Below are 26,546 nucleotides of genomic sequence, written 5' to 3'. Positions count from 1 at the left end.
TGTCTCCTTTACAGGTATTATATTGCCCAATTTATTGCGCAATAATTAGGTACATTTCTGTGAATATTCAAAATTTATTATCTGACAAAATTAAACAAGCCATGATTGCAGCGGGTGCTCCACATGACTGTGACGCCTTAATTAAGCAATCAACAAAAGTCCAATTTGGTGACTATCAAGCAAATGGTATTATGGCTGTAGCCAAAAAAATGGCTATTAATCCACGCCAATTAGCCGAAAAAGTGGTTGCTGAATTAGAACTTACCGATGTTGCAGAAAAGATCGAAATTGCCGGTCCTGGATTTATTAATATTTTTCTCAAAACTGACTTTATTGCTCAGCTAAATGAAGCGGCATTGAATGATAACAAATTAAATCTGACTTTAGCCAGTCACCCCCAAAATGTAGTCGTCGATTATTCAGCACCAAATGTTGCCAAAGAAATGCATGTTGGCCATTTACGATCGACGATTATTGGCGATGCAACTGTCCGAGTACTGGAATTTTTGGGTCATCATGTTATTCGTGCAAACCATGTTGGTGACTGGGGAACACAATTTGGAATGCTGATAGCTTATCTGGAAAAGATGCAAAACGAAAATGCTAATGATATGGCATTAGCTGATTTAGAATCATTTTATCGTGCTGCAAAAAAACATTACGATGAAGATGAGATATTTGCTGAAAAAGCGCGAAATTATGTTGTCAAATTACAAGGTGGTGATGAATATTGCCGTAATATGTGGCGTAAGCTAGTTGATATAACTATGACACAAAATGTCGCTACCTATCAACGTTTAAATGTCACTTTATCACTTGAAGATACCATGGGTGAAAGTATTTATAATGCCCTATTACCAGACATTGTTGCTGATCTTAAATCTAAAGGCTTAGCCGTGGTTAGTGAAGGTGCTTTAGTCGTGTTTTTAGATGAATTTAAAAACAAAGAAGGTGATCCGATGGGTATCATCATTCAAAAACGTGATGGCGGTTTTTTATATGCCACCACGGATATTGCGGCCCTAAAGTATCGTTATGAACGATTACATGCCGATCGGATATTGTATTATACTGATTCACGCCAACATCAACACTTGCAACAAGTATGGTTGATTGCCCAAAAAGCACATTACATTCCAGAAACTTTAGCATTAGAACATCATATGTTTGGTATGATGTTAGGAAAAGATGGTCGACCATTTAAGACTCGCTCCGGTGATACAGTTAAACTCAACGATCTTTTAGATGAAGCTTGCGAGCGTGCAACTAATTTAATAAAAACCAAAAATCCAGAACTTACTGCCCAAGAGTTAGCTGAAGTTGTCGATGCGGTAGCGATAGGTGCAGTCAAATATGCTGACCTTTCTAAAAACCGGACTACTGACTATATATTCGACTGGGATAACATGCTCTCTTTTGAAGGTAACACTGCGCCTTACTTACAATATGCTTATACCCGTGTACTATCAGTATTTAGAAAAGCCGAGCTGGCGATAAACGCAGCATTGCGCGGTAATATCTTGCTAACGCAAGACAAAGAGCGAGCATTAGCCATTCGTCTAGCGCAATTTGATGAAACTATCGCTACAGTCGCTAAAGATGGTTTACCACATATTTTATGTAATTATTTATATGATATTGCTACTTTATTCTCAAGTTTTTATGAAAACTGTCCAATTTTATCCGCTGATAATGATTTACAAAAACAAAGTCGCTTAAAACTAGCTGCTCTAACCGCGAGAACATTAAAAATAGGTTTAGATATGTTAGGCATTAAGACAGTTGAAAAGATGTAATTTTCCTTAAAGATTAATCTCTATCCGGTGATATTAAGCATCACCGGACTATGTACCTTCTAGTTGTCATGGCCTTTATGAATTCAATCTGCTAAGATTTTATTTTGTAAAAATTTAACTCCATAACAGCAACATTAACCTACTTAGGCGATATCACCGTTACTGAAATGTCAATATATCAAACTACGGATCTTCATTTCGTTCTCTATATTTATTTTATGAGTAATGATATTTCACTAATTCGCTTAAAATTGATTATTGTCATTATGTTAACTTTAGCTATTTAATATCGAATCCACCAATCTAGAAAAACACTTCTTTGATCATAATAAAACAGAAAAATATTCACTATGCATCATTAAAATATGTGATACTAATTTTTAAATGATTATTTCAAGGTTATTACATTATATAAGTCTAGGAAATACATCTAATTTTGCCAAAAACACTCAGTAAAGTATATAATAGTCAGTTTTTGAGTTTCGATCTAAATTATAAAGGGATAATATGCGGATTTTTGTAATTGGGATAACATTGTTTGCACTGTATTTTGGTGCAGGCAATCTTATTTTTCCAGTGATGCTAGGACAATTGTCGGGCGATCATTTTGCGTTGGCCTCATGGGGATTTATTATTACTGGGGTTATACTACCCTTATTAGGTGTGATTGCGGTAGGATTTTCCGGTGAGCAAGATTGTCTGAAAATTACCCAACGTGCGGGAACGATATTTGGTTTTATTTTTGCCACAACCCTTTATCTTACCATTGGTCCGCTATTTGCTATGCCAAGAACAGGAAGTGTATCATATGAAATTGGCATAAAACCATTTGTTAGTGAAAATCATAGCTCGTTAGCTTTAGCCATTTTTTCAATCTTGTTTTATGGGTTATGCTGCTTTCTATCTTTACGTCCGCATAAATTTATCGATATCGTTGGGAAATTTTTAACACCCATCAAAATCGGCTTTATTCTGATCTTAATTTTGGCTGCGTTATGTTTTCCTATGGGCATACCATTACCACCAGTTAACATAGACTATCAACAAATACCTTTTTTTACCGGTTTTTCACAAGGTTATTTAACTATGGATACTTTAGCATCTTTAGTATTTGGTATAATTGTTGTACAAGGTATTGTACAGTCTGGCATAGAGGATAAACATAAAATTATGCTTGGTTGCTTTAAAGCTACTTTGATAGCTGGCGCTATTTTAGCTTTTTTCTACATCGCTTTAGCTTATATGGGTGCAAGTAGTGTTTCTCAATTAGGGATACTTAAAAATGGTGGACAAGTGCTGGCACATGCATCAAATTATTATTTTGGTACTTGGGGTAATCTGATATTAGGTCTAATGGTGATAGTTGCCTGTATGACAACCAACATTGGGTTGACGCATGCCTGTGCCAATTATCTTGTTTCACTATATCCTAAATTGACTTATCGTCATTATGCAATTTTATTTACTATTATCAGTGCGTTATTTGCCAATATTGGGCTTAATGCCCTGATAGCATTTTCGGTTCCGGTATTATCTGTCATCTATCCTGTAACCATTGTGTTCATCGCACTAACTTTTATTCATCGACTATTTGATGGTTATAAGTTAGTTTATATTGGTGCGATCTATTTTACGCTTTTTACCAGTATTCTATCTGAACTTAATACTATGCTTTTACCAGATACAACATTATACGAATATCTACCAACTATCGCTCAACTTGTTAATCTACTCCATAATAGATTTATCGATTACATGCCTTTATATCAACAAGGAATTGGGTGGATCACACCAGCGATTATTGGTGGTATACTGGGCTACATTGTTGCTAAGTGTACCACCCAGAAAAAAATTTTTGCAATTAAGGAACATGAGTTATGCCAAACAACCAAGCACAATTAGATTTTATTAAAAATAGTATTATTACTATTCCTGATTATCCGAAAAAAGGAATTCTATTTAGGGATATTACCAGTTTATTGGAAAATCCAGAGGCTTTTAAAACAACGGTTGAATTACTCGTTGCACACTACCGTAATAAAAAAATAGATAAAGTTGTTGGTACAGAAGCCAGAGGATTTATTTTTGCTGCACCTGTCGCTTTAGCTCTTAATGCGGGTTTTATTCCTGTTCGTAAACCACACAAGTTACCTCGCCATGTTTTTAAAGAAGAATATCAATTAGAATATGGTAAAGATGCATTAGAGATCCATACCGATGCCATTAATCCTGGTGAACGGGTACTGATGATCGATGATTTATTAGCGACTGGTGGAACCATCGCTGCCACTACAAATTTAATTCGTAAAGCAGGTGGAATCGTTGAAGATGCTGCTTTTGTAATTGACCTACCTGATTTAGGTGGTAAAACCAAACTTACTGAAATGGGAGTAAATTGTTTTACATTAGTCGAATTTGCTGGTGAATAATTTTAAACTCGGGCAATATGATTATTGCCCTACTTTAATTTTCATGAAACGTTTCCCTAATCTCCCTACTTTTTTCAATCCGATTAACCAATAGTTATGAAATTATTTTTATTTATTGTATTAATATACAATAAAAACAGCATAAAAAATCAATTTAGTGCTTGATTAAGCAAATAATGTGAATTATTATTCATTAATAAAGCATAATTATTAAGGAATGAAAATGACAAAATTCAACCACATTATTACTAGAACTCCTGCCAAATCACTTATCAATGGATTGACTTCAGCCAATTTAGGTAAACCTGATTATCAAAAAGCTTTAGATCAACATAATAATTATATCCGTGCATTACAAAAATGTGATGTTGATATTACAATTCTCCCCGCTGATGAAAATTTTCCCGATTCTGTCTTTGTTGAAGATCCGGTATTGTGTACACCACATTGTGCCATTATTACTCGACCAGGTGCAGAAAGCCGCCGAGGTGAAACCCAAATCATAGAAGAGACTATTAAACGTTTTTATCGCGATAAAGTACAAAAAATTACCGCCCCAGGAACAGTAGAAGCAGGCGATATCATGATGGTCGATAATCATTATTATATTGGTTTATCCGCCAGAACGAATCAGCAAGGTGCGGAACAAATAATTGCAATCTTAAATCAATATGGTATGACGGGATCCATCGTTACTTTAGAAAAAGTATTACATCTCAAAACAGGTCTGGCTTATTTAGAAAATAATAATCTATTAGCTGCTGGAGAATTTATTACTAAACCCGAGTTTCAACATCTTAACATAATTGAAATTCCAGAATCTGAAAGCTATGCTGCTAATTGTATATGGGTAAATGGCAAAGTTATTATGCCTGCAGGATATCCAATAACTCAAGCAAAAATTGCTGCTTTAGGTTATCAGGTTATTGAAGTTGATACCTCCGAATATCGAAAAATTGATGGTGGCGTTAGTTGTATGTCATTAAGATTTTAATACTAATTTAACGTTATACAAAATATTAATCGTCTAACAAACTAACATTAAGAATCGATAATGAATAAATCAGTGAAAAAAAAGCTTGGCTTATTGCCATTAACTCTTTTAGTGGTAGGAAGTATTGTCGGGAGTGGTATATTTAGCTTGCCACAAAATATGGCTGAAGGTGCTGGAGCTGGCTCGATATTAATTGCCTGGATAATTACCTTATTAGGCATGTTCATGCTAACGCGTATTTTTCAATATTTATCAGTGCGATTTTATAAGATTAACGACGGTTTGTATGGCTATGTTCGGGAGGGATTTGGTGATTATATTGGTTTTAATGCCGCATGGGGGTATTGGATATCTGCATGGATGTCATGCGCAAGCTATTTAGTCATATTATGTAGCGCACTTGGCTCCTTTCAATATTTGCGTTTTTTTGGCGATGGTACCACCCTTGCCTCACTCATCTTCGGACTGTGTTTTCTATGGCTGGTGCATTTTTTTGTATTAAAAGGTATTTATCAAGCATTCCTGTTAAACTGTATAGTTACCTTGGCTAAAATTATTCCGATTGGACTGTTTATTGTTTGTATCATTCTGGCTTTTAATGTCACAACATTTAATATTGATTTTTGGGGCTCTCCCCAGCTAGGATCGATTGTGCAACAAGTTAAACATACCATGTTATATACCGTATGGGTCTATTTAGGTATTGAAAGTGCCACTGTTTATGCAGCCAGAGCTAAAAATATCCTTACCATAAGCCGTGCAACCTTTTTCGGCTTTGCTATTACCAGCTTATTATTAGTATGTGTATCAGTTTTATCATTAGGGATCGTACCACAACACGAATTAGCCGCCATGAAAAATCCGTCAATGGCATTAGTGATTGAACGCGTTGTTGGAAGCTGGGGAGCTACTTTTATCAATCTTGGTTTAATTGTTTCGGTCAGTGGAGGTTTATTATCGTGGATAATGTTAGCGGCCGAAATGTTATTCTTAAGTGGTCATGGTGAACAACATACTGTTCCTCGCTGTTTTGGTATAGTAAATAAAGCAGGTACGCCGGCAAATGCCTTATGGCTAACAAGTCTACTCATTAGTATTTTGCTAATTATGGCTCATTTTTATCAATCTGGTTATAATACCTTGATTCAGCTCTCTACCTCAATGGTATTAATCCCTTACCTACTTTCAGCCGCTTTTGTGTTTAAACTTGCCTTAGCACAGGGTAAAATATATTTAATTATCATTGGCCTTAGTGGCACAATATACGGATTATGGCTGATCTACGCAGGTGGTTTAAGCTATTTATTGCTTTCTATGATCCTTTACAGCTTAGGGCTGTTTTTTTACCGCTATGCCCGTAAGCAAAGAGGATTAATGGTATTCAATTATTTTCATGATAAGGTTTATGCCACAATTATCGTGCTATTGGCCATAAGTGCGTTAGGGTATTTTTATCTGTAATAAGATAATTAGAACGGGTCAGTAACGATTAGTCAATTAAATTAATTATTCGTTACTGATGATCTAAATAAATAAAAATCGGCTAACAATTGTTTAAAATCATCACTATACTTTCCATTTTCTTCGCGTAGATAAAGCTCAGATTCACTAGTTATTTGCTGACAGGGAGAAAAACACATTAAAGTAAGCGAATATGGTTTCGCCACTGTATAACGTAGATTTAATCTATTGCACAGTAGAAGTTGATTATTTTCACACAGTTGTTTAAATAACTCAGCTAAATGATAAGGTAATACTAAACAAAATTTACCATCAGGTGTTAATAAGCGCTTTACTGTCGTTATCAGCTGTTGGAAATTTAAACTTTCCGTATAACGTGCTTGTTGACGCTGTTGATTGCGACAACTGACTGCCGGTTCAAAATAAGGTGGATTGGTAACAATAAGATCATAGTAGCCTGACTTACTGGCATTAAATTGATTAATATCTTGTAAATAGGTGGTAATATTGTTAAAAGGTGCTTCTTGAATGTTTTGTTGACATTGCAAAATGGCTTGCTCATTAATATCCACTGCATCAATTTGACAAGGCTGTTGTGCTAAACGCTGAGCAAGCATTAAAGCAATAACGCCACAACCAGTACCGATATCTAATACTCGCCTAACCTTAATATCAATTGGTGCCCAGGCACCTAATAGACAGCTGTCGGTAGTAACTTTCATTGGGCTTCGATCATGAGCAACAAAAAAATGTTTAAACGTAAAACCACCTTTTTTTAATTTCTGCATTTAACTACCTTTGCAAACGACGGACAAACAAGGGTTTATTAGATGCCACGGCATCAGCAAAACGAGTTGGTTCAGGCAAACGATAACCTTGCAAACAGTTGATGACCCATTTTAATGCAGTTTGTTGACTCACTCGATGACCGGTCGATATAAATAACGGATTACAGCGAAGTTTACTACGTAATACCCAACCGATTTGCTGTTCCGCTGATTTGTCCATTAATTTTTCATAAGCTAATGGCGTACCAGCAAGTTCTGCATGTTGACCATAAAGCCTTTTTTTGGCAACACCAATCGTTGGCATATTTAATAATAGACCAAGATGACTGGCAATACCGATACCTCTTGGGTGCGCAACACCTTGACCATCCACTAACAAGAGATCTGGTTTATGATCAATTTGTTGCCATGCTTGAAGCAAAGCTGGATATTCCCGAAATGATAAATATCCTGGAATATAGGGAAAGGCTGTCTTAATTTTAGCAATTTTATATTCAACCAGTGCTAAATCAGGATATGACAACACAACAATCGCCGCTCGAGTTATTTCACCACCATTTTCAAATCCCACATCAGTACCACCAATATAGCGTGGTTCAGAAAAATCAAAATCATCTTGGGTGATTATACGACAAGCATAATCCAGTTGTTGTTGCTTTAATTGCTCTAAATTGATAGACATTTTTTTTTAGTATCGTATTATTAAGCTGTTTCACTATTTTAGCAGATTATTTCATGGCATTTACACTGATTACCCCCTTTTGTCTTACTGAAGAAATTAAAAAAAGTCGCTTTATTGTCAATGCAGCGTCAATTAATACTGTTCAGGAAGCAAGTGAATTTATTGAAAAAGTCAGTGATCTTACTGCTACTCATAATTGTTGGGCATGGAAAATCGGTAATCAATATCGTTTTAATGATGATGGTGAACCCACCAGTACTGCTGGCCGCCCTATTTTAGCTGCTATTGAAGGACAAGATTGTGATCAGACTATTGTGGTGATAACACGTTTCTTTGGTGGTATAAAATTAGGAACAGGTGGATTAATTAGAGCTTATGGAAGTACTGCCAGCCATTGCCTACAACAAGCACCATTACAACCCATTGTGATTCGTATAAAATGTGCTTTGTCATGTTTATATGCTGAATGGCCCGTGTTGGAGAACCGGCTTAAAGAAGCTAATGCAGTCATTGAATCACAAGACTTTAATGCGCTTGGTACAGACATCATTTTTGCGATTACCGAAGAAAAGTTAGCCAACCTTAATCAAACGGTAACCAACCTGACCCGAGGACGTGAACAGATAATTATTTTAGATTAAGCTAATTAATTTTATTGCAATACTCAGTCGAGCAAGAATTAAGCTAATTCTAAATACAATCATTTAATCATGGCATTTTAAAGCACTTCGTATTGGCATCATTTATGCGGATAGCACAGAAAAATTAATTAATCTCTATCGAACACAAGAATAAATCTCACCTAACGGCTTGAAAGAAAACTTTAAGAAATTAATTTGATTTAAGGTTTTCTTAATTTTTATTTGCTAAACTTGATTAACCCTTATGTTTATTTCTTTAAATCATGGATCAGAAAAAAATCAATTTTTGGCAAACCTTTTTTTGGCAATATCTCTTTTATGCTTACTTTTCATGTGGATTGCAGCTCGTGTTAGTGATAACTAAGCATAGCATGATTGGTGGATTACGTGATTCGTTAATCTATACACTCTTATGTTTAATTCCTGGATTAATATTTCCCAAATATTGCAAAAAAATTGCCTTAATATTGGGGATTATATTATGGCTGACTTCATTAATTCCAATTAGTTACTTTTGTATTTATAGACAAGAATTTTCTCAAAGTGTATTTTTTGTGATGTCTGAATCAAACTTGCAAGAAACATCTGAATATCTACAACAATATTTTAGTATAACCTTGCTAATCACGATAATTATTTATAGTTTAATCGCCTTTTGGTTGTGGACCCATGTTCGCCCTTTTCATGTCAAATATACTAAACGTTTGCTGCTTGGTTTGCTAATCATCTTTCTAACGGTGATTTTACCATTTTTTAATTGCTTATTAATTAAAAATAAAAATGTTGATGGCAGTGTCAAATATATTGTGTCTAAAATGGAAACCACGTTACCATGGCAATTATTGATTAGTTTTAATAAATATCATCAACAATTAACTAATATGCATGCATTATTGAAACATTATGAATCTGTTCCCCCCATTCTTAATCTTAGTGATAGCAATGGCAATATGCCCAGAACTTTAGTATTAGTAATTGGTGAATCCACAACGAGAACACGCATGAGCCTTTACGGCTATGAACGTAATACTACCCCATTATTAGATCAACTTTATCAACAAGATAAAAACTTGATCAAGTTCAATGATGTTATTACATCCAGACCTTATACGATTGAAGTATTACAACAAGTTTTAACATTTGCTGATGAACATCATCCTGATTTATATTTGCAATCGCCATCAATAATACAAATTATGAAACAGGCGGGCTATAAAACTTATTGGATTACTAATCAACAAACCATGACGGCACGCAATACCATGTTGACCATGTTTTCACAACAAGCCGATAAACAGTTTTATTTGAATAATGATCGTAATCAAAATTCACGTCAATATGATGAAGTGGTGCTAGAGCCATTTAAACAAGTACTTAATGATCAAGATGAAAAGAAATTCATTATTGTTCATTTGTTAGGTACTCACATGAATTATCGCTACCGTTTCCCTGAACAATACAAACGGTTTACATCTGCACCAAAAAATTTCAATTTGGATAATAAGGAGTTAGAACATTACAATAATTATGATAATGCAGAAAGCTATAATGATTTTGTGTTAAGTCAATTAATTCATACTTTTGCCGATTCGAAACCAAATGGGTTTTTACTTTATTTTTCTGATCATGGTGAAGATGTCTATGAAAGCCCAAGTCATGATGTATTAGGCCGAAATGAAAAAGCCCCAACTGAACCTATGTATACCATTCCATTTTTACTTTGGATTTCTCCACAATGGCAACAGACTCATGCCGTAAATTATCAACAATATACTAATCGAAAATATAGTACGGCAGACTTTATTCATACTTGGTCCGATCTTGCTGGATTAAACTATAATCTCTATGAACCAAGTAAAAGTCTAGTTAATCCAGCCTTTGTTGAAACAACCCGCTGGATTGGTGATCCATATGCAAAAAATGGTTTGCATGATTTTGATAAGCTTTTTCGTAAATAAGACAGCAAATTAATCGCCGTGACAAGTTATTAGCCATAAATAATCAATAAGCTATTTTGCAACCCTTAAATAGTTATTGATTATTTTTTTAAAATCCAAATATCTTTAGCTGCTAATAACAAGCCAATCATTAAACCGACTAAATGTGCAGTATTAGCAATTGCTCCTAGCCAGCCAGAATAACCAGCAATCAACCAAACGATAGCTATAATAAGTATTCCGCGATCAAATCTTATGGTTGAAGTTTTAACATTCTCACCATATAACCATACATATCCCATCAAAGCATATACTACCCCAGATAAACCACCAAAATAGGGACCTGATACTTCTGCTGTCGCATAATTGCCAAGAATAGCTGCTAGAATTAATATTTCAAGCAGTTTATATATTCCTCGATATTTTTCAATCATTCCCCCTAAATACCACCACCAAACCAAGTTCGAAACTAGATGCAATAATGAAAAATGCATGAATACTGGTGTGAAATATCGCCAAAATTGAGTATAATTAGCATCAATTGGATAACCTAAATAGGCTAAAAGTATATTTTTACCAAAAAGTAATAGTAGCATATAACAAAATATACAAGTCGCTGTGATCAATTTTGTTAATCCCCCAACTGAAATAATGTTGGGTAAACTAAGGGTAAATAATTTACTGGTACGATGAGGAAGGTTACTACCAATTTGCCAACTTGCATTGGTATAGTGAGGATCAAGCGGATTTTCTAAGTAAGCATTTAATGCTGATTTAACGGTTATAAGAGTATTTTCATCATCACTATCGAGAAATAATGCATAATTTCCTTCTGCATCGGATTCCATCCGCACAATAATTCCCTTAGTTTTCATATAATCCACAAAAGTTTGAGCATATTGTGCATGTTTAAATGATACCAAATACATATTAATCACCTTTTAATACTGTTACTATTAATAATTATACCAAAAATGCAACTGATTAATGCTAATGAGTATGCTTTAATAGAGATTTTGTTATGATTAAATATTTTTATTTAATAAATAGACGCGAAAATCGGATGAAAATCATTTAAAGAAAATTGGTACATAAATCACAAAAACGCTACTTAGCATTAAAATTAAATTAACTTCCACATAGATTTTATTACCATAAGAGAAATGCCATGCCTTTCAGTTAATCTACGCTAAATTCGGTTATAGTAATTAAATAAAATTTAGAGGCCACATTATGAAAAAATGGATTATTGTTTTTATTTTTTTTAGTATTAATGCATTTGCTAATTTTTCAGCAAAAGTAATTAAAGTTATTGATGGTGATACAGTTGAGGTTCTAACCACGAAAAATAATAAAATAAAAGTACGCTTAATAGATATTGATGCACCAGAACATGGTCAACCCTATTCTCATAAGTCAAAACAATACCTAGCGTCATTGATAGATCAAAAACAGGTTTTAATTATAGATAAAGGCAAGGATATTTATAAAAGAACATTGGCTATTATTTTGTATCATCAGATGAATATTAATCAAGAAATGGTAAAAAGTGGCTATGCTTGGGCTTATAGCTTTAAAAATAATGCAACCAATCAAAAATTTCTAAAAATTGAAGCAAATGCAAGGCAAAAAAAATTAGGATTATGGCAAGATAAACAGCCAATTGAACCATGGGTATATAAGCAGTCACACAAAAAATAAAAAACCCTATTATAAATAGGGTTCTTAAATATTCGGTGTAATCGGTTATTTAGATTACTTTTACGTCCGCAGCAGCTGGTCCGCGAGCACTGTCTTGAATTGAAAATTCAACATTTTGACCTTCTGCTAAAGTCTTGAAACCATCATTAACAATTGCAGAAAAATGAACAAACACGTCTTTACTTCCGTCAGCAGGTGTAATAAATCCAAAACCTTTACTTTCATTGAACCATTTAACTTGGCCAGTTTTTTTAGTCATTTAACAATATCCTAAATATATAAACAAAATAAACACATATCAAAAATATGTGGATTGACATAAAACTTACAAATCTTATTTATAACACTTAGAAAGAAGCTAAAGCTAATAAAAACAAACAATGGTAAGTATACTATTAACGAATTATTTTCAAATTCTAATGCTTTAATAGAGCTGCACGTCGTATGCTGTGCATATTAACGCACATAACATGACAGATAGCAAGCTATTTCGAATTTTTCTTAATAATAATTTTACACAAGAAGTATCTCTAAGTTGAGGCACCTCTTGCTAAACGACGCGATATTTATTATAACACCATGTTTTTATTGAATAATTAATTCAAATTATAACAAAAGACAAAATTATGTCTACGTTAAAAACTTATTAACTAATTAGTTAATACCAATTAGTTTAATCGATAGAAACTTCTGATGTATGAACTTAAATAAACTGACAACCGACAGTTTGGCTAAAGACTTAATTAATTTTACATACAAAATTAATAATATATAAAACAAGTTTTAAATCAAATATTATATTAAAAATCACATAAAGTCAATTAATTAGCGTTACGCATATAGTTATCATTATTTCTATTTAAACATTTATGCTTAACCTAAAGTAATATAAATAAATCAAATTAGTTGACAAATGATTTTAATTTTTTGAAATTAACCTCTTAATCTAAGCTTTCTTTTAAATTCCATGAAGCTCAGCAACTTTTTTCTTATCTTGAATTTTTTTACATTCTGTAAAAATAGTTTATTAGTATGAAAGCGCTTTTAGAATGTTCTTAAAAATCTTTAGTTCAAATATCATTTTCTACACTCCCAATATCATTAATTGTTAACTTATCGATGGACCATAATTTCCATAGGCTGGCTTATTAATTAATAAAAAAAACGCAATTTGTTGTCAGCATATTATTCATACACTAATGCATACAATTAACATATCAAGCCTTTAAACATTCCAACTGCTTTAAATTTCATTGCTATCAAATAAAGGGTTTCATTTAGTACGCTATTGTTCAGTAAGGGTTACTATAAAAAGGTATTAATTGAATGTTGTCTTAAACATAAATTAATAATACTGTTGCGAAGTGAGTCTATTTAATAGAAATTTTCCCATATTTTTTGCATATTAACAAAGTAAAAGGATTTTAAATAAATCGGTTTCTAATTAATAATATATCTATCTTTAACCGTAAATAATATCCATTTAGTATTTAAAAATATTTATCATAAACAATGCGCATTTAAGCGTTAAGTTTTTGAGCAAATTTAGCTATTTTTCGGTCATATCAAACTTATTTTGAATTAGCATAATAATATTATATTAAAATTGGTAACAACGCTTAAACTTGCATATTGTTAGAACGTTGTTAACAGTAAACTCTCACGGGATGTATTATGATTATACATTTAACTTTATAGGGAGCTCATAATGAGATCGACTTATTAAATTACATAGATAAACCGCTTGAAGGATATGATCAATGTTTACTTGTTGGTTTTGTTCGATTTTGTCTAACACTTCGCTAAGTGTTGTTAACCCTAAAGTATTACAATCATTTTTCAGCTGAATCAATCGTGATTTATGGTAAGTCGCTAGTTCCAATCGACCTGAACAAGTCAAGCTTTGGAGTAAATTTAAAAGAGGTTGGATTATCATTGTTGATAAGGTACTTTGCATGTAATGCGTTGGCTTGAATTTTGTGTTTGATGCCACGGATAATTTGAAACGAGCTAACAGTTTACTCAGTATTGATTTATCCTTTTGTTCTTGTTCAATATTGTTGAAGTCTAAACTGAACGTATTGATATCTTCATCTAACAACGGTTTATAAAGTAAGGCAAAGGGTTCGAGATCTAAGCAATTGTCATTCCTTATGCATTTTACTAGTACCGTCAATGGTCGATTACCTGCTTTTAGAAATATATGTAAGAGATCCAAACGTTTTTGTTGTTGCCCATACCAAAATATTCTTAATAAAAGCTGATTTTGTTGATTATCTTCAACACACCAAATTAAGCTTTGCGCAACTTCATCAAACTTTGGTTGCTCAAAATTAGTAATATGTATAAAAATGACTTCATTTAATAATGTATTATCCACCGTGTTTTTTTGTAAATAATGACTTAATTCTGACCAATTGTTAAAACCAACCTTAGCTTTAAATTGTTCATAATCTTGATGCTGCCAACTGGTTTTTTGTAATGTTACTTTCGAACCACTGCTAGCAAGTTTCCCTTCTACTGATAAACGTGGATGATCAAGTGTAAAAGCGTGTGTCATTAATGCACTTGGCATCATTTGCCAAAGCGATGCCGTATTCCATATTGAGTGCTGATTAAAATTACTATCGCTTCTATTAGTTCTGGCTATGGTTGTTTCATAATATTGTTGTTGTTTCTTATCCCAAAAATAAAACGTTGCTCCCAATGAGCCGGTTCTACTTTGCCACCAATTACCCCCCAATGGTAATAAATCTAATGTTTGTTTTTCTGTTTGATAGTTACGTTTTAATTGCCCACGTAGCACCGATAATTGTTGACCTTGATGATTTAATAACATATTGATATAACCACTTAGCTGCGCTAAAAAAAGCAAAATATCTTGCTCATCTACCGAAAAATGGCGATCTGCCATAAGTTCCACTAATTTACAGAGATGCCTGAGCATAGCAGCTAATCTGGGAAGACCTTGCGATCGCGCCGACATATTAAGCAGTTGTATTTGTTTAGCTTGGCTATGTGTAACATGGAACAATCCATGGTGAATTAACGCATGAATATAGGATTCAATTTGTTCTAACAATGCCATTTCATCAGACGAAAGTCTGCCGATGTCATTTTGCGTGTTAGCCAAATCTTCGGGCCAAGCCCATGCTTGTTGATGTTGTTGGAATAGATAAGCAATCAGCGCTAAATGCACCGCTTTTTTTTGTTTTGCCGGCAACTCAGAAATCATACCATTAAAACCTGCCCCAGCCATATAGATTATAGGAGTGCTACTTTCTGCTATACTAAAACGTAATTGCCCATCTTGTTGCTGTATGCTAATACTATTTTGCTCCTGCCAATCAAAAACCAATTGATAAGCTAAACGTATATCAGCTTTACCAAAATTTTTTAATAGTTTTTTGACATCTAAAGAGAGTATTTCAGATATGACATCGACTGTAGCACGAACTTGTTGGCTAGGTTGCTGATCATTAGATATAACATCAATAGCAGATTGTGATTCTAGAGCTAAACGATCAGTATTTGCTTGTAACCATAACACAGCACCAATGATATGTTTACAATGACCATGAGCCGGACAGTCACAACTGGCATTATGGATACCCTGCGATGAAAGTGTAACATTTTGTCCATCCACAGCAAAAGTCATAGCCTCATGTTGTTGTTCAATCAAGGTGATTTTATTTGCCTCGATATCTTTACGTGCCCGACGAATTAGTCCGATATTGGCATACATTGCCAGTGCATCTTGGTCATAATTTAAATAGACTTTGTACCAACTCATTTGAATATCCAAGTTACGATTGAAAATAAATGCGCTATAAAATCAATGTCTAAATAGGATTGTTCATTGAAATAGTGATCTGATTGATTTATAGGGGTAAATTGAATGTCCAAGCTAGCTGCATTGGCTTGTAACCATAATATAGCGCCAATTATATGTGCACAATGACCATGGGCTTGACAGCTACAACTGGCCATGTGAATCCCTTGCGATGAAAGTTTCACTTGCTGACTTCCTATTTTAAACGTTATTGCATCTTGCTGCTTTTCAAGCAAGATTATTTTATTTGCGGCAATATCTTTATGTGCTCGTAGTAATTGTTCGGTATTGGTGTATTGTTTCAACATAGCATTGTCAAAACTTAGATAAACTTGATAGTTATTCATTGCATTACCTCTGCTAACCAATTAGCAAAATGTTCTGGTGTTAAGGCAGCAACATGCATACCGCGGTTAACCAATTGTTGAGATATTTGCGTGTCGTAGACAGGCTCAGCATTCTCATCTAATGCGGCTAAACCTAGCATCTTAACCCGTTCGCTGTTGATTCTTGCAACGGTATTATATAAATGATTTAGGGCTCCTCCTTCACAAAAATCACTAATCAATACTAATACTGTTCTTAGTGGATTGGTTATTCTTTGTTCAGCATAGTCAAGCGCTTTAGCAATATCAGTACCACCGCCAAGTTGTACGGTCATTAATACTTCAACCGGATCATGTGCTAAATGAGTCAAATCAACGATTTGAGTATCAAATACAAATAACTTTAAATTTACCGCCGGTAATTTAGCAATAATGCTAGCACAAACCGCCGAATAGATGATCGAACTGTCCATTGAACCACTTTGATCAACACATAAAATAATATCCCAAGCCAACTGTCGATTTGAACGTGAATTAAAAATGGCTTTCTCGATTGTGATTCGTTGCTTAACCTGATCATAATGTTTTAAATTTGTTTTAATCGTAGCACGCCAATCAAAATTTTGATTAATTTTAATCTGCGATCGGTTAAAACGATTTTTTTTACCGGTTATCGCTCTGATGAAATGCGAGCGAATCTTTTGTAAAATTTCATCGACAACTTTTTGGCATACATCTTTTATTGCACTATGCATTTCATTGTTTAATTTACCACGTAGATTCATCAACAAACGAAGTGAATTAATATTGGGTTCTAACGATCGGACTGCTTTGGGATCGTTTAAAATTTCTTGTAATCCATATCGCTCAATCGCCTGTGATTGCATCCGTTCAAAGGTACTTTGGGGAAATAACTTACGTGATTGATTAAGCCAATTAACCGTATTATAAATTGAGCTTTCTTTCCCCCCTGCTTGGCTTTTCTCCTGCCCTTCTTTTTCAGTGAGCAATCCGCGACGACGATATTCGTGTTGGTAAAGATAATCCAACGACTGTGAAATTTGTTTATCGGTTGAATTAAATTGATTTTGATTTAAATGTTCTTCAGCATATTTGCCCAAAATCAGTCGCCAGCGCTTTAGATGTTCAGCGTTAGTTATCTCACTGGCTGAATCATGATTTGTCATGTTAAACCTCTATTGTTTAAACCAGTTTTGTAAATGCTGTTCTTTAATATGATCCGTGATCAATAACTCTAAAGAAATAGCTGTTTTAAGATCATTTTCGGTAAATTCAGATGGTTGAAGATCTAAACCCTCATGTTCAATACCATATTTTCTGGCAATTTTCTCAGCTAAAATAACATTTTGTTTAGGTGTGAGTTGACTAAATGCACAGCGTAAATTAGGCAGCATTGTGATAAAGTTCTCAACTTGCCAAGTTTTGACTAAATGATCCAAACTATCAATTAAGATAGTCGAGTAAAGAATTAATTCCGGCGCACTTTGCATGATTCCAAGGAAATAATTAGTCGCTTGTTCGCCCTCTGCACCAATAGCAAATGCCGTTTTTATCGCGTTCTCTAATTCTACTTCACTAAGATAAGAATCTATGTAACTGATACCATCGATTGCACCTCGCAATAACGGCGCTGAATTTAAACCTTGGCGTATACGATATAGATTTTGATAAAAATCTTGTTTAAGCTGTTTCTTATCCAGCGGTTCAGGTAAATTAGTGATAAAATCTCGTAATGATAGTAATAACTTTAGATTTTGCTGTTGTTGCTCTTCTTCAGATTGTTTAAAACGTTCAAACAAAAAGAAGGCTTGTGCAGGAATTTTAGCTAATAGCGTCAATAATGTATCATTAGCATTAAGTTCTAAGAAAGTTCGCCCCTGCCATAAATAAAGAAGCTGGTCACCACAACTGATTAACGAATCTAAATCATTATCACTTTCAATAAAATATCTCAGATCGTTTAACACCTGTCTAAAATAGGATTGAAGTCCCATTAACGCGGCTTGAACTACACTGCTCACTGCATGACCACTTGATTGTGATAAACCTTTTTGCGCTAATTGTTCTGTCTGCCAATGCAATTTTTTTATAGCGATCTGCTTTAGCTCAGTACCTTGGTCAGATAATTCGATCAAATTGGCTTCAACCATTGGGGTCCAAGCATATTGCCAATCTTCAAACATAATCGATAATCGCTGACCATGTATATAATCGGGACCATCAAGACGTTTGGCAAAACCAATTTCTAAAAAAGCCATTAAATGTAAAAAACGACTACGTTGCCGATGCTCAGGTTTGCGATAAATATCGATATGAGACAATTTCGGTTGGGTATCTTCTAATTTAAAACGATATGTTTTCAATGTTGTATAAACATGATGAATTAATGGCGGCAATACTGTACCATCTGGAATATGTCCCAATTGATTACCTGATAAACAATTGATAACTATTTGCCAAAACTCACTTCGCATATCGTGAACACTACCTTTGATAAATGCCGATTGAATGGCATCAAGTAGATCAAAACGTCCTGGACCATCATGCCCACGCAGCTCAGCCAATAAACAAGCTTGTTCGATTGCAGATCGTAATGGAACAAACCCAACCACATCATCAAATTGTGATCGCTTCCGTAGTTGACCAGCAATTATTGATAAAAACTGTAATACATGCTTTTGTCGATTAGATTTACTCGTGCCATATTGCTGCGGATTTTGTTCATAATCGAGCATAGATAGCCAAGAAGCTTGATAAAATGCAGGTGATAACATCCCTGATGCATAACCATTTAAAGCATCTAATCGATCATAACTATAGCGGATAAGCCATGATTGATCTTGTTCAGCACTTTTTTGTTGACGCTCAAATTGGGTTATGGATGATTTTGTTGGAAAAACGAGTTGATTTTGCCACAATCCTTCCAGAAGTCCTAATGTATGAAATCCTCCTGTTACCACTACAATACTCACATCCGGCTGAGCTTGTTTTAATTGTGCTATCGCAGTTAACATATATTGTTCACGTTGCGATGTACCCTCTGCTTCAAGTGATTCAGGTTCATAATCCAAGCGTGCCATGGCACACCAAATAAATGTATCTAAGAAAAATTTTTGCCAATTAGCAATATCATCATATTGTCTTAATTCGAAAAGATGTTCCCAAACTTCATCATGATCTCGGCAATGCAATTTTTGCTGGAGCTGTTTAATATATTGGCTATGTTTTAAATAGACTTCAGAAAGTAATGAGTGACTTTGTTCAGTATTTTTTTCACAAAGAATTTGTTCAGACCAAGGTAAATCAATGAATTGAACGATAGCATGCTGTTCTTTTGCCATCCGCATTGCTTGCCACTCTGGTGAATAATCACAAAACGGATAAAATGCCGAATGCGTCCTCTGCTCGGTTAATACATTATTCTGCTGTATTTTTTCTGCTCCTGCTTTAGCACTAAGTTTTGTTTGACAGAGTATGGCAATAGGGGGTTGGATACTGCTGTCATATAAAACTTCCAGCATAGTAGAAAAGCTGGCCGGCGCCTCAATTAGAACATGTGTCGGTTTCACTTGTTTAATCAACTGCCTAACGGCATAACTACAAGCGGGACTATGGTGACGTACCGGTGCAAAGTAGATTTGTTCTTGCTGTAAAGCCTGCTGATTAGCTAATGCTTTTAACAAACGCTCAGGTAGTCGTGTTTCACTATTGGTCATATTCATCCACTATTATTTCCAGAAGGTTTTTGATACCTGATAAAATGAATGCCAACTATCTGATTTTTTTGCACGCTCACGTACCACATTATCCATATAGAATTGAATACGTTTAATATCATCAGCATTATCTTTTAAAACCACACCAATAAGTTGTTTAGCGATTTGTCCACCCGTTAACGTACCATCTCCTAAATAGTAGGCATCTAATGCCGAAGCATAGGCCACGTTAACTGCTTCAGCGGTTGACATAACAGCATCAGGTGTTTTGATTTTTGTACCTTGGCTAGTTTCGCCTTCCCGAAGTTCCTGAAAGGTTGTGACTAAAAGTTCAATCACATCGATCGGAATAGTGATCTGAGTAATCAAATCACCTAGCTCTTGTGTAAGCTGTTTTTGGATCAATTCAATTTCAAATTTTTGATCTGTAATTGGATTAACGGTTTCGAAATTAAAACGTCGTTTTAAAGCGGCTGACATTTCATGTACGCCACGATCTTGCAAGTTCGCCGTGCCAATTAAATTAAAGCCAGGCTTGGCACTGATCATACTATTAGATCCCATTTCAGGGATCATCATTTTCTTTTCTGACATTAAAGATACTAACATGTCTTGTACTTCTGGTTGGCAACGGGTTATTTCTTCAAAACGAACGATCTTTCCTTGCTTCATTCCTTGATAGATAGGTGATCCTATTAATGCGCGTTCAGTTGGTCCTTCAGCCAGTAATAATGCATAATTCCATGAATAACGAATATGATCTTCGCTTGTACCAGCCGTACCTTGAATAGTTAGATTTGAGTCACCACTTATCGCCGCCGCTAACAATTCTGATAACATCGATTTAGCTGTGCCGGGTTGCCCAACGAGCATTAAGCCTTGCTTACCAAGTAGAGAAACTATCGCCCTATCAACCAACGGATCATCACCAAAAAATTTACGGCTTACAGCTAAATTTTCATCACCTAATATAAACTGCCGTACCGATTTCGGCGATAATAACCAGCCTTCTGGCTTATTATTTTGGCTATCAATTTGGGTTAATCGATTTAATTCTTCACGATAACGTTCTTCAGCACTTAACCGAATTGCTTGTGTTACTTTTACCATAATGCTTTCTTCTCCCACTCAGGATCATAGCCACTTGATGCATTGGCTACTGCCGTATAATCCGCATAACCTTCAGCTAATAGCACCGGCGGTATTTCATTGATATCAATTGCTTTATCATTCCAACCATGTTGTTTACTAAAGTACAGACTATATAGCACGGCAGGAATATTATCTTCAGGAACATAACTACCACTAAATTGAATATTAATATATAATTCACTACCACTAAAATATTTATAATAACCATCAAAACTTCCAGCATCTCCGATATCATCACGTTTATACCCTAATTTAGTTAAAATACCGCGTAAGGTAAAGGTATCGGTTACCCAGCCTTTATAGTCATTAATGATCCCATCTTTCACCGCTGAGAGATCAGGTAAAGGATGATCAAATTGAGTAAACAGTGATTTAATTTTGTAATCTTTGAAGTGGGTTTGCCATTTTTCAACCATTTCTTGAGTCAATAGTGCGCCATGAGCCAGTATGATTTTACAGTCTTCGTTCAGCGTTAACTCATCATCTTCGAAATCAATCAAGCTGCCATCTTCGGTTGGTCGGAAACTTTGACAAATATTACCTTGCTGATCAATCACTAACCAAACAAGACGCTGAATTAAGCGGTTCATGATCGGATGACCTTGTAAATATTTTTGCCAATCCGCTATTGTCCAATAGCGCTGGATACACATAGCTTCATATAGGCGTGATATCTGTAAATCAAGAATTTGTTTAACTTCTTTTTTGCTATTACTAAACTGTTTTTTCGCTTCTTTCACTAATTCTTCATCTTCAGTTTTACGTCCTTCTGGTAAGGCTTTAATCACTTTACCTTCGGGATTTTTTAAGATCCATTTAAAATTGTGATCTAAAATAGCCGTGAATTCACGTTCACCGTAATCTAAATGTAGTATGCCTGATTCATCTAAACCAGCCGTCGAAATCGTTCGATCAGCCAGCTCATCAGGTGTCCAGTGATTGCGTTCAGCAATATTATTAACCAATAATTTCGCTTTTTCTTGTATAGAAGAGGTACGATAACGACGCGCAATTGACAATAATAACTGTATGATGAGAGGGTCATCGCTGTTCGCTATCGATTCCAACATTGCCTCAATTTGCGCACGTCGTTTATAAAACACTTTCATGTAGTTATACAAAATCGGCACGACGGAAGAACCTTCAATGCCACTGGTTAAAGCGAGTAAACCTTTAAATTTAATAGCTGACCCAATTAATCGCGCAAGCTCTTCCTTCTTGATCATCTCGAAAGCATCTTCCAGTGTCATATTTGCATATTGTCCATAGTATTCGGGATAACGTTTAGCGTAGTTTAAATAATCTTGTTGACGCCGTAACGCACCTCGTTTGGCTTCTCTTTCTGCCTCTTGAATGGTCGGTGCTAGGGTATCTTTATGGATAAAAGACTGTAACACAAATAGTCCCAGGTGATGTTGGCTTTGTGGACTCAAAAGGCGAGTGTATATGAATAATAAGGGGTTAGCTGGCTCTTTTAATTTCACAGCTAACCATATCCACCATTTAATAATTTCTGGTTCTACCGTCTCCCCCGTTTTCCAAGTTAGTGGCGGTATTTGTGTTTCATCGAACCACTCTAAGTCGGCAGGTTTTTTACCTTTTAATCCTTTACGAGCATCATCTAATAATTTTTTACTTGTTAAATGTTGGCTAATGTCTTCTCCTAAATCTTCAAGCACAACTAGAAAGACCGCTTGAACGGTTTCACGTTTTTCTTTTTTTAATGCCTCTTTAAGGGGTTTAATCGAGGAAGTTTGACCGAGCTTGGCAAGCCATTGTGCAGCATTAATTCGCACATCCTGTTTAGCGGATAAAAGTGCTTCTTCTGCTCGATAATGAATGTCTGGTAAAGAACCCAAAGCCTTTTGCGCTAAAACTCGCAATGATTTATTATCGCCAAAAGCAATTTCGAGTAAGTAACTAACATATTTTGCTGGAATATTAGGGAAAAAACTTAAAATTTCAATTGCATTAGCTTTATCTAAACAAATACTATCATAGTCTTTATCAACGTGTGGGGGTAATAATCCCAAGCTCTCATCTATATACACTAAATTTTCTGCGAAAAATGGCCAAATATAATGCGAATCAACGTGCCAAGTAAGATTAAAATAAGAATTAGCCAAAAAAAGATACGCTACAGAGCGACTTGCATCAGAACAATAATCTATTTTATTTAACACATCGACAATTTGTCGTAAATCACTCTGTAACAATAATGTATTTTCTTCAAATAATGTAAATAAAGAATAATGTGATGTTCCAGAAGAAGAAAGTTTATGAATCCGTAGTAAGTGAAACAGGTTAAATTCAGGTAATGCTTGTAAGCGACCTTTTATTAAAATAAAGTCGAAATTCTCATCGATTTTCTTTTTTAATAAACTTTGCGACAATTCTGTCTTACCATTGATATAATCAAAAATTGAATCGAGATCAGTTTCAGTGACTTTTTTTAGTTTGGCTAAATGAGATTGCTGATAGCGATAATTACTGTTATTTTTTTTATTCATTTCGATTTCATATAGCGCGTTTTGCTCACATTTTGCCAACTGTTCAACAAAATTCTGCTTTATGATTTCTCGTGCACTAGCTGGCAATGCAACTTCAGTAATAGTTTGGTAAGGCGGAATAATTAATTCCAGCTCATGCAATTTAGCTTGTTGAGTACTTTCTAGCGCCGACAGTGCCTTTTCCAGTGCTTTAATTACCGTTTTATTGGTTTCTTTCTGTAGAGCATTGTCAAAAATTTCTCGATCAGCAGATAATCTGGCCAGTATGGTTACTGCCCTACTACGCTGCTTAGCAGTCCCTTGGGTTAAGATGGTTTGTAATTCGGTTAGTACTCTTTCTTGCGGAGAACTAACTAAAATTGTCGCTGCTACTTCATTAATTCGCTTTAATTCGCTGACTGATTGCTCAGCTAGCAAATCGATGGTCAATACAGATAGCTCTGGATGACAGGCGATATAGTTTAATTGTTCTATTTCCCCTGACAGCGAAAGACCTTGCTCCGGTAAAGATTTAAATATATCCAGATGTTTGTTTATATAAGGTAATAAATCTTGAAAATGATAAAAATGTTTAAAATCACTGAGGTAATATTCTTTGATGTTTTGACGATCAAAAATCGCAAATAGCAATTTTTGCCCCAAACCCGCTTCTTCTAATTCAAGCAGATCATGTAATTGACTAATTGACCAAGCTTTACGTTCAGTAGCTAAAATTGTCACCATATCCCCCCTAGGGAGGGTGGTAACCAATCCATCTAATAACAAATATAGAAACCATAATGGTAGCTTTGGTGTGATAACATTAATATGATTATCAGGTCTATCGGTAGCGGCTAAAACTTTACCAAAACGCGTAATTTGCTGCAATGAATAAACATTGGTCCAGTCCTTATAGAATCTTATTCTGGCTTTAACATTTTTCTTTAGATCTCTATCAAGATAATACCTATCAGAGCTACATGGATAGGCCAATAATTGATGTAAGGGTTGATTACTTGCTAATTGATATACACGGTTTAGTACCTCGATATCATCCCCTTTTAGAATAAAATTTGTAATTTGCTTTGATATATTTTTTTCTAATGAATCCAATGGTTCAAATATGTCTAATAATAATTGCCCTTCTTTAGAATTATTATTCAAAATTTTACTTTTTAACGTTTTAAACATCCCTTTCTCCAATCTTATTTTAATATTTCAAGTATTGATGATTGTAATTTTATCTTTGATGGCAATAATTTAAACTTGCACTATTTCATCTAAATCGTTTTTATTACCATTCTGAATCATTGCAACTCATTACACTAACATTGCCATATATTCAGCATAACCTTCTGCTCACGGTTCTGTGGGTATTGTTTGTCCTTATTAAAAATAAATTTACTAAAAATTATATTTTTTAGAAATATATATTGTTTACTCGATGAACTGCAATTTTATGATTTTGAAATCCTTTTTATTGATCTGTTTTTTTAAATTTCAGATCCTTCATAGGTTGCAAGTGGCGATAATCACAATTTATTACTAATCTATCATAAGATGGATTAATAAAATTAATGGTTGGACAACCCGATAAAGGTCGCTCAAATCCAAAAACGACTAGCGACTGATTTTCAAATAAATAACCGGACCATTGTTTGGTATAATAAATACCATTGTAGTTACCATTTAAAAACCATAAATCATTATTTTCGTCTACAACATGAATAAAATCAGCAATAATATTAGCCTTAGAATCTTCTATAATTAATCGCTGGCTATTTTGATAGTATTGTACTAAATAACGTAAACCATTTGCATTAGCTAAAAATGTAATTCGATCTAATAAGTATTTGATAGGTTTGGAGTAGTCAACTTCAAAGTCATTCGTTTTAGGAAATCGCTGATTATCAATTTTTTCCCATTTCAACAGTGTCAATTTTTGTTGCGCAAATGGATTTTGTTTACCGAAATAGACTAATGTGGTAGCAGGATCAAAGGCTTTTGGTGGTGTAATGGCAAATCCAAGCATATATTGGTAACCATAAAAAGGACCATTTTGCTGATAACTAAGTAAATCAATCACCGCTAATGCTTTAAGTTCGCTTATTTTAAACATAATTAACCGATTCAGCGCATAATCGTAGATAAAAACCTGATCATTTTCTGATAAGCCAAGATCCTTCATAAGATTAGCGCGATATGGTTTGGTGATAAGATATTGCCTTTTACTATATTGATATTGATGCGAGTCGGTTAAATTTTTTTCTGGTATGTATTGAATATTTTCATCATTACCGCCATAAGGAATGACATCCGACAAAGAAACAAAGAGAAAAGGATCAGTTTGAGCAAGATAATCAATCTTAGCCACTGAAAAAAGTTGCATATCACGTCTTATTGAATAGGTTGTTTTTTCAATCCCTGTTGCATAACTATTAAAAGAAATCATCAAATAGATAAAAAAACACAAAATATTTCGGATGTCGTTATTCATTTTTACGCCTATTTATTCCTACGCTGGTTTCATTTATTTAGCGATAACATTTAGCAGCTCAGCTATTTTGTTGCCTTAACAATG

The 26,546-nt window shown here is 34.4% G+C and carries 19 protein-coding genes; 8 read left to right on the top strand and 11 right to left on the bottom strand.

Going from position 1 to position 26,546, the window contains the following annotated elements:
* Positions 1-59 precede the first annotated feature (59 nt).
* The 5 genes from argS to JMI89_RS07895 all read left to right on the top strand — a co-directional run bounded on the left by argS (position 60) and on the right by JMI89_RS07895 (position 6,680).
* On the top strand, positions 60-1,796 hold the full coding sequence (gene argS / locus JMI89_RS07915; protein ID WP_187755081.1) for an arginine--tRNA ligase: 1,737 nt from the start codon (positions 60-62) through the stop codon (positions 1,794-1,796).
* Between the two features lie 507 nt (positions 1,797-2,303).
* Positions 2,304-3,698 carry a branched-chain amino acid transport system II carrier protein gene (brnQ, locus tag JMI89_RS07910; RefSeq protein WP_220679752.1) on the top strand — a complete coding sequence of 465 codons (1,395 nt, stop codon included), beginning with the start codon at positions 2,304-2,306 and terminating at the stop codon, positions 3,696-3,698.
* The gene (gene apt, locus JMI89_RS07905) at positions 3,674-4,225 is read left to right on the top strand and encodes an adenine phosphoribosyltransferase (protein ID WP_187755079.1); all 552 of its coding nucleotides are present in this window, start codon (positions 3,674-3,676) and stop codon (positions 4,223-4,225) included. The genes brnQ and apt overlap by 25 nt, the downstream gene beginning before the upstream one ends.
* 223 nt (positions 4,226-4,448) lie before the next feature.
* Positions 4,449-5,219, top strand: coding sequence for a dimethylargininase (ddaH, locus tag JMI89_RS07900; RefSeq protein WP_220679751.1), 771 nt, complete (start codon positions 4,449-4,451; stop codon positions 5,217-5,219).
* Between the two features lie 60 nt (positions 5,220-5,279).
* The gene (locus JMI89_RS07895) at positions 5,280-6,680 is read left to right on the top strand and encodes a basic amino acid/polyamine antiporter (protein WP_187755077.1); all 1,401 of its coding nucleotides are present in this window, start codon (positions 5,280-5,282) and stop codon (positions 6,678-6,680) included.
* Positions 6,681-6,721: 41 nt separating this feature from the next.
* Here JMI89_RS07895 and JMI89_RS07890 read toward each other — a convergent pair whose 3' ends face one another.
* Together JMI89_RS07890 and nfi are read right to left on the bottom strand one after the other, a co-directional pair.
* Complete coding sequence (locus JMI89_RS07890) at positions 6,722-7,468, bottom strand: tRNA1(Val) (adenine(37)-N6)-methyltransferase (RefSeq protein WP_220679750.1); 747 nt, start codon at positions 7,466-7,468, stop codon at positions 6,722-6,724.
* A 4-nt stretch (positions 7,469-7,472) separates the two neighbouring features.
* The gene (gene nfi / locus JMI89_RS07885; RefSeq protein WP_220679796.1) at positions 7,473-8,144 is read right to left on the bottom strand and encodes a deoxyribonuclease V; all 672 of its coding nucleotides are present in this window, start codon (positions 8,142-8,144) and stop codon (positions 7,473-7,475) included.
* 59 nt (positions 8,145-8,203) lie between these two features.
* Between nfi and JMI89_RS07880 the strand changes: the two genes are divergently transcribed.
* Both JMI89_RS07880 and cptA read left to right on the top strand, forming a co-directional pair.
* Positions 8,204-8,791, top strand: coding sequence for a YigZ family protein (locus tag JMI89_RS07880; RefSeq protein ID WP_220679749.1), 588 nt, complete (start codon positions 8,204-8,206; stop codon positions 8,789-8,791).
* A 263-nt stretch (positions 8,792-9,054) separates the two neighbouring features.
* Complete coding sequence (gene cptA, locus JMI89_RS07875; protein WP_220679748.1) at positions 9,055-10,749, top strand: phosphoethanolamine transferase CptA; 1,695 nt, start codon at positions 9,055-9,057, stop codon at positions 10,747-10,749.
* An 80-nt stretch (positions 10,750-10,829) separates the two neighbouring features.
* On the opposite strand, the gene glpG is transcribed toward cptA, so the two are convergent.
* A complete protein-coding gene (gene glpG / locus JMI89_RS07870) occupies positions 10,830-11,657 on the bottom strand; it encodes a rhomboid family intramembrane serine protease GlpG (protein WP_220679747.1) in 828 nt (275 codons plus the stop codon).
* A 304-nt stretch (positions 11,658-11,961) separates the two neighbouring features.
* On the opposite strand from glpG, the gene JMI89_RS07865 reads away from it, so the two are divergent.
* A complete protein-coding gene (locus JMI89_RS07865; protein WP_220679746.1) occupies positions 11,962-12,429 on the top strand; it encodes a thermonuclease family protein in 468 nt (155 codons plus the stop codon).
* Positions 12,430-12,478: 49 nt separating this feature from the next.
* Here JMI89_RS07865 and JMI89_RS07860 read toward each other — a convergent pair whose 3' ends face one another.
* From JMI89_RS07860 to JMI89_RS07825, 8 genes are all read right to left on the bottom strand, one after another.
* On the bottom strand, positions 12,479-12,688 hold the full coding sequence (locus JMI89_RS07860) for a cold shock domain-containing protein (RefSeq protein ID WP_187755071.1): 210 nt from the start codon (positions 12,686-12,688) through the stop codon (positions 12,479-12,481).
* A 1,419-nt stretch (positions 12,689-14,107) separates the two neighbouring features.
* On the bottom strand, positions 14,108-16,222 hold the full coding sequence (locus JMI89_RS07855) for a hypothetical protein (RefSeq protein WP_220679745.1): 2,115 nt from the start codon (positions 16,220-16,222) through the stop codon (positions 14,108-14,110).
* Positions 16,219-16,608, bottom strand: coding sequence for a hypothetical protein (locus JMI89_RS07850; protein ID WP_187755069.1), 390 nt, complete (start codon positions 16,606-16,608; stop codon positions 16,219-16,221). The genes JMI89_RS07855 and JMI89_RS07850 overlap by 4 nt, the downstream gene beginning before the upstream one ends.
* Positions 16,605-17,774: a VWA domain-containing protein gene (locus JMI89_RS07845; protein WP_187755068.1), complete on the bottom strand. Its 1,170-nt coding sequence runs from the start codon at positions 17,772-17,774 to the stop codon at positions 16,605-16,607. Before JMI89_RS07845 ends, JMI89_RS07850 begins: the two co-directional genes overlap by 4 nt.
* A gap of 9 nt (positions 17,775-17,783) precedes the next feature.
* On the bottom strand, positions 17,784-20,324 hold the full coding sequence (locus JMI89_RS07840; protein ID WP_187755067.1) for a DUF5682 family protein: 2,541 nt from the start codon (positions 20,322-20,324) through the stop codon (positions 17,784-17,786).
* A gap of 12 nt (positions 20,325-20,336) precedes the next feature.
* Complete coding sequence (locus JMI89_RS07835; protein WP_187755066.1) at positions 20,337-21,434, bottom strand: AAA family ATPase; 1,098 nt, start codon at positions 21,432-21,434, stop codon at positions 20,337-20,339.
* Positions 21,428-25,156: a DUF4132 domain-containing protein gene (locus JMI89_RS07830; RefSeq protein WP_220679744.1), complete on the bottom strand. Its 3,729-nt coding sequence runs from the start codon at positions 25,154-25,156 to the stop codon at positions 21,428-21,430. Before JMI89_RS07830 ends, JMI89_RS07835 begins: the two co-directional genes overlap by 7 nt.
* Positions 25,157-25,442: 286 nt before the next feature.
* The gene (locus JMI89_RS07825) at positions 25,443-26,462 is read right to left on the bottom strand and encodes a hypothetical protein (protein WP_220679743.1); all 1,020 of its coding nucleotides are present in this window, start codon (positions 26,460-26,462) and stop codon (positions 25,443-25,445) included.
* Positions 26,463-26,546: the final 84 nt, after the last annotated feature.

This window comes from Frischella sp. Ac48 (assembly GCF_019641635.1).
GTDB lineage: Bacteria > Pseudomonadota > Gammaproteobacteria > Enterobacterales > Orbaceae > Frischella > Frischella japonica.
This window is presented reverse-complemented; position numbering and strand designations above follow the sequence as displayed.

Coding starts and splice junctions, on each gene's coding strand:
- apt (WP_187755079.1), top strand. CDS start 3,674: ATGCCAAACAACCAAGCACAATTAGATTTTATTAAAAATAGTATTATT.
- cptA (WP_220679748.1), top strand. CDS start 9,055: ATGGATCAGAAAAAAATCAATTTTTGGCAAACCTTTTTTTGGCAATAT.
- JMI89_RS07855 (WP_220679745.1), bottom strand. CDS start 16,222: ATGAGTTGGTACAAAGTCTATTTAAATTATGACCAAGATGCACTGGCA.
- JMI89_RS07890 (WP_220679750.1), bottom strand. CDS start 7,468: ATGCAGAAATTAAAAAAAGGTGGTTTTACGTTTAAACATTTTTTTGTT.
- JMI89_RS07880 (WP_220679749.1), top strand. CDS start 8,204: ATGGCATTTACACTGATTACCCCCTTTTGTCTTACTGAAGAAATTAAA.
- JMI89_RS07840 (WP_187755067.1), bottom strand. CDS start 20,324: ATGACCAATAGTGAAACACGACTACCTGAGCGTTTGTTAAAAGCATTA.
- JMI89_RS07830 (WP_220679744.1), bottom strand. CDS start 25,156: ATGTTTAAAACGTTAAAAAGTAAAATTTTGAATAATAATTCTAAAGAA.
- brnQ (WP_220679752.1), top strand. CDS start 2,304: ATGCGGATTTTTGTAATTGGGATAACATTGTTTGCACTGTATTTTGGT.
- JMI89_RS07845 (WP_187755068.1), bottom strand. CDS start 17,774: ATGACAAATCATGATTCAGCCAGTGAGATAACTAACGCTGAACATCTA.
- JMI89_RS07835 (WP_187755066.1), bottom strand. CDS start 21,434: ATGGTAAAAGTAACACAAGCAATTCGGTTAAGTGCTGAAGAACGTTAT.
- JMI89_RS07895 (WP_187755077.1), top strand. CDS start 5,280: ATGAATAAATCAGTGAAAAAAAAGCTTGGCTTATTGCCATTAACTCTT.
- ddaH (WP_220679751.1), top strand. CDS start 4,449: ATGACAAAATTCAACCACATTATTACTAGAACTCCTGCCAAATCACTT.
- glpG (WP_220679747.1), bottom strand. CDS start 11,657: ATGTATTTGGTATCATTTAAACATGCACAATATGCTCAAACTTTTGTG.
- JMI89_RS07850 (WP_187755069.1), bottom strand. CDS start 16,608: ATGAATAACTATCAAGTTTATCTAAGTTTTGACAATGCTATGTTGAAA.
- JMI89_RS07865 (WP_220679746.1), top strand. CDS start 11,962: ATGAAAAAATGGATTATTGTTTTTATTTTTTTTAGTATTAATGCATTT.
- JMI89_RS07860 (WP_187755071.1), bottom strand. CDS start 12,688: ATGACTAAAAAAACTGGCCAAGTTAAATGGTTCAATGAAAGTAAAGGT.
- JMI89_RS07825 (WP_220679743.1), bottom strand. CDS start 26,462: ATGAATAACGACATCCGAAATATTTTGTGTTTTTTTATCTATTTGATG.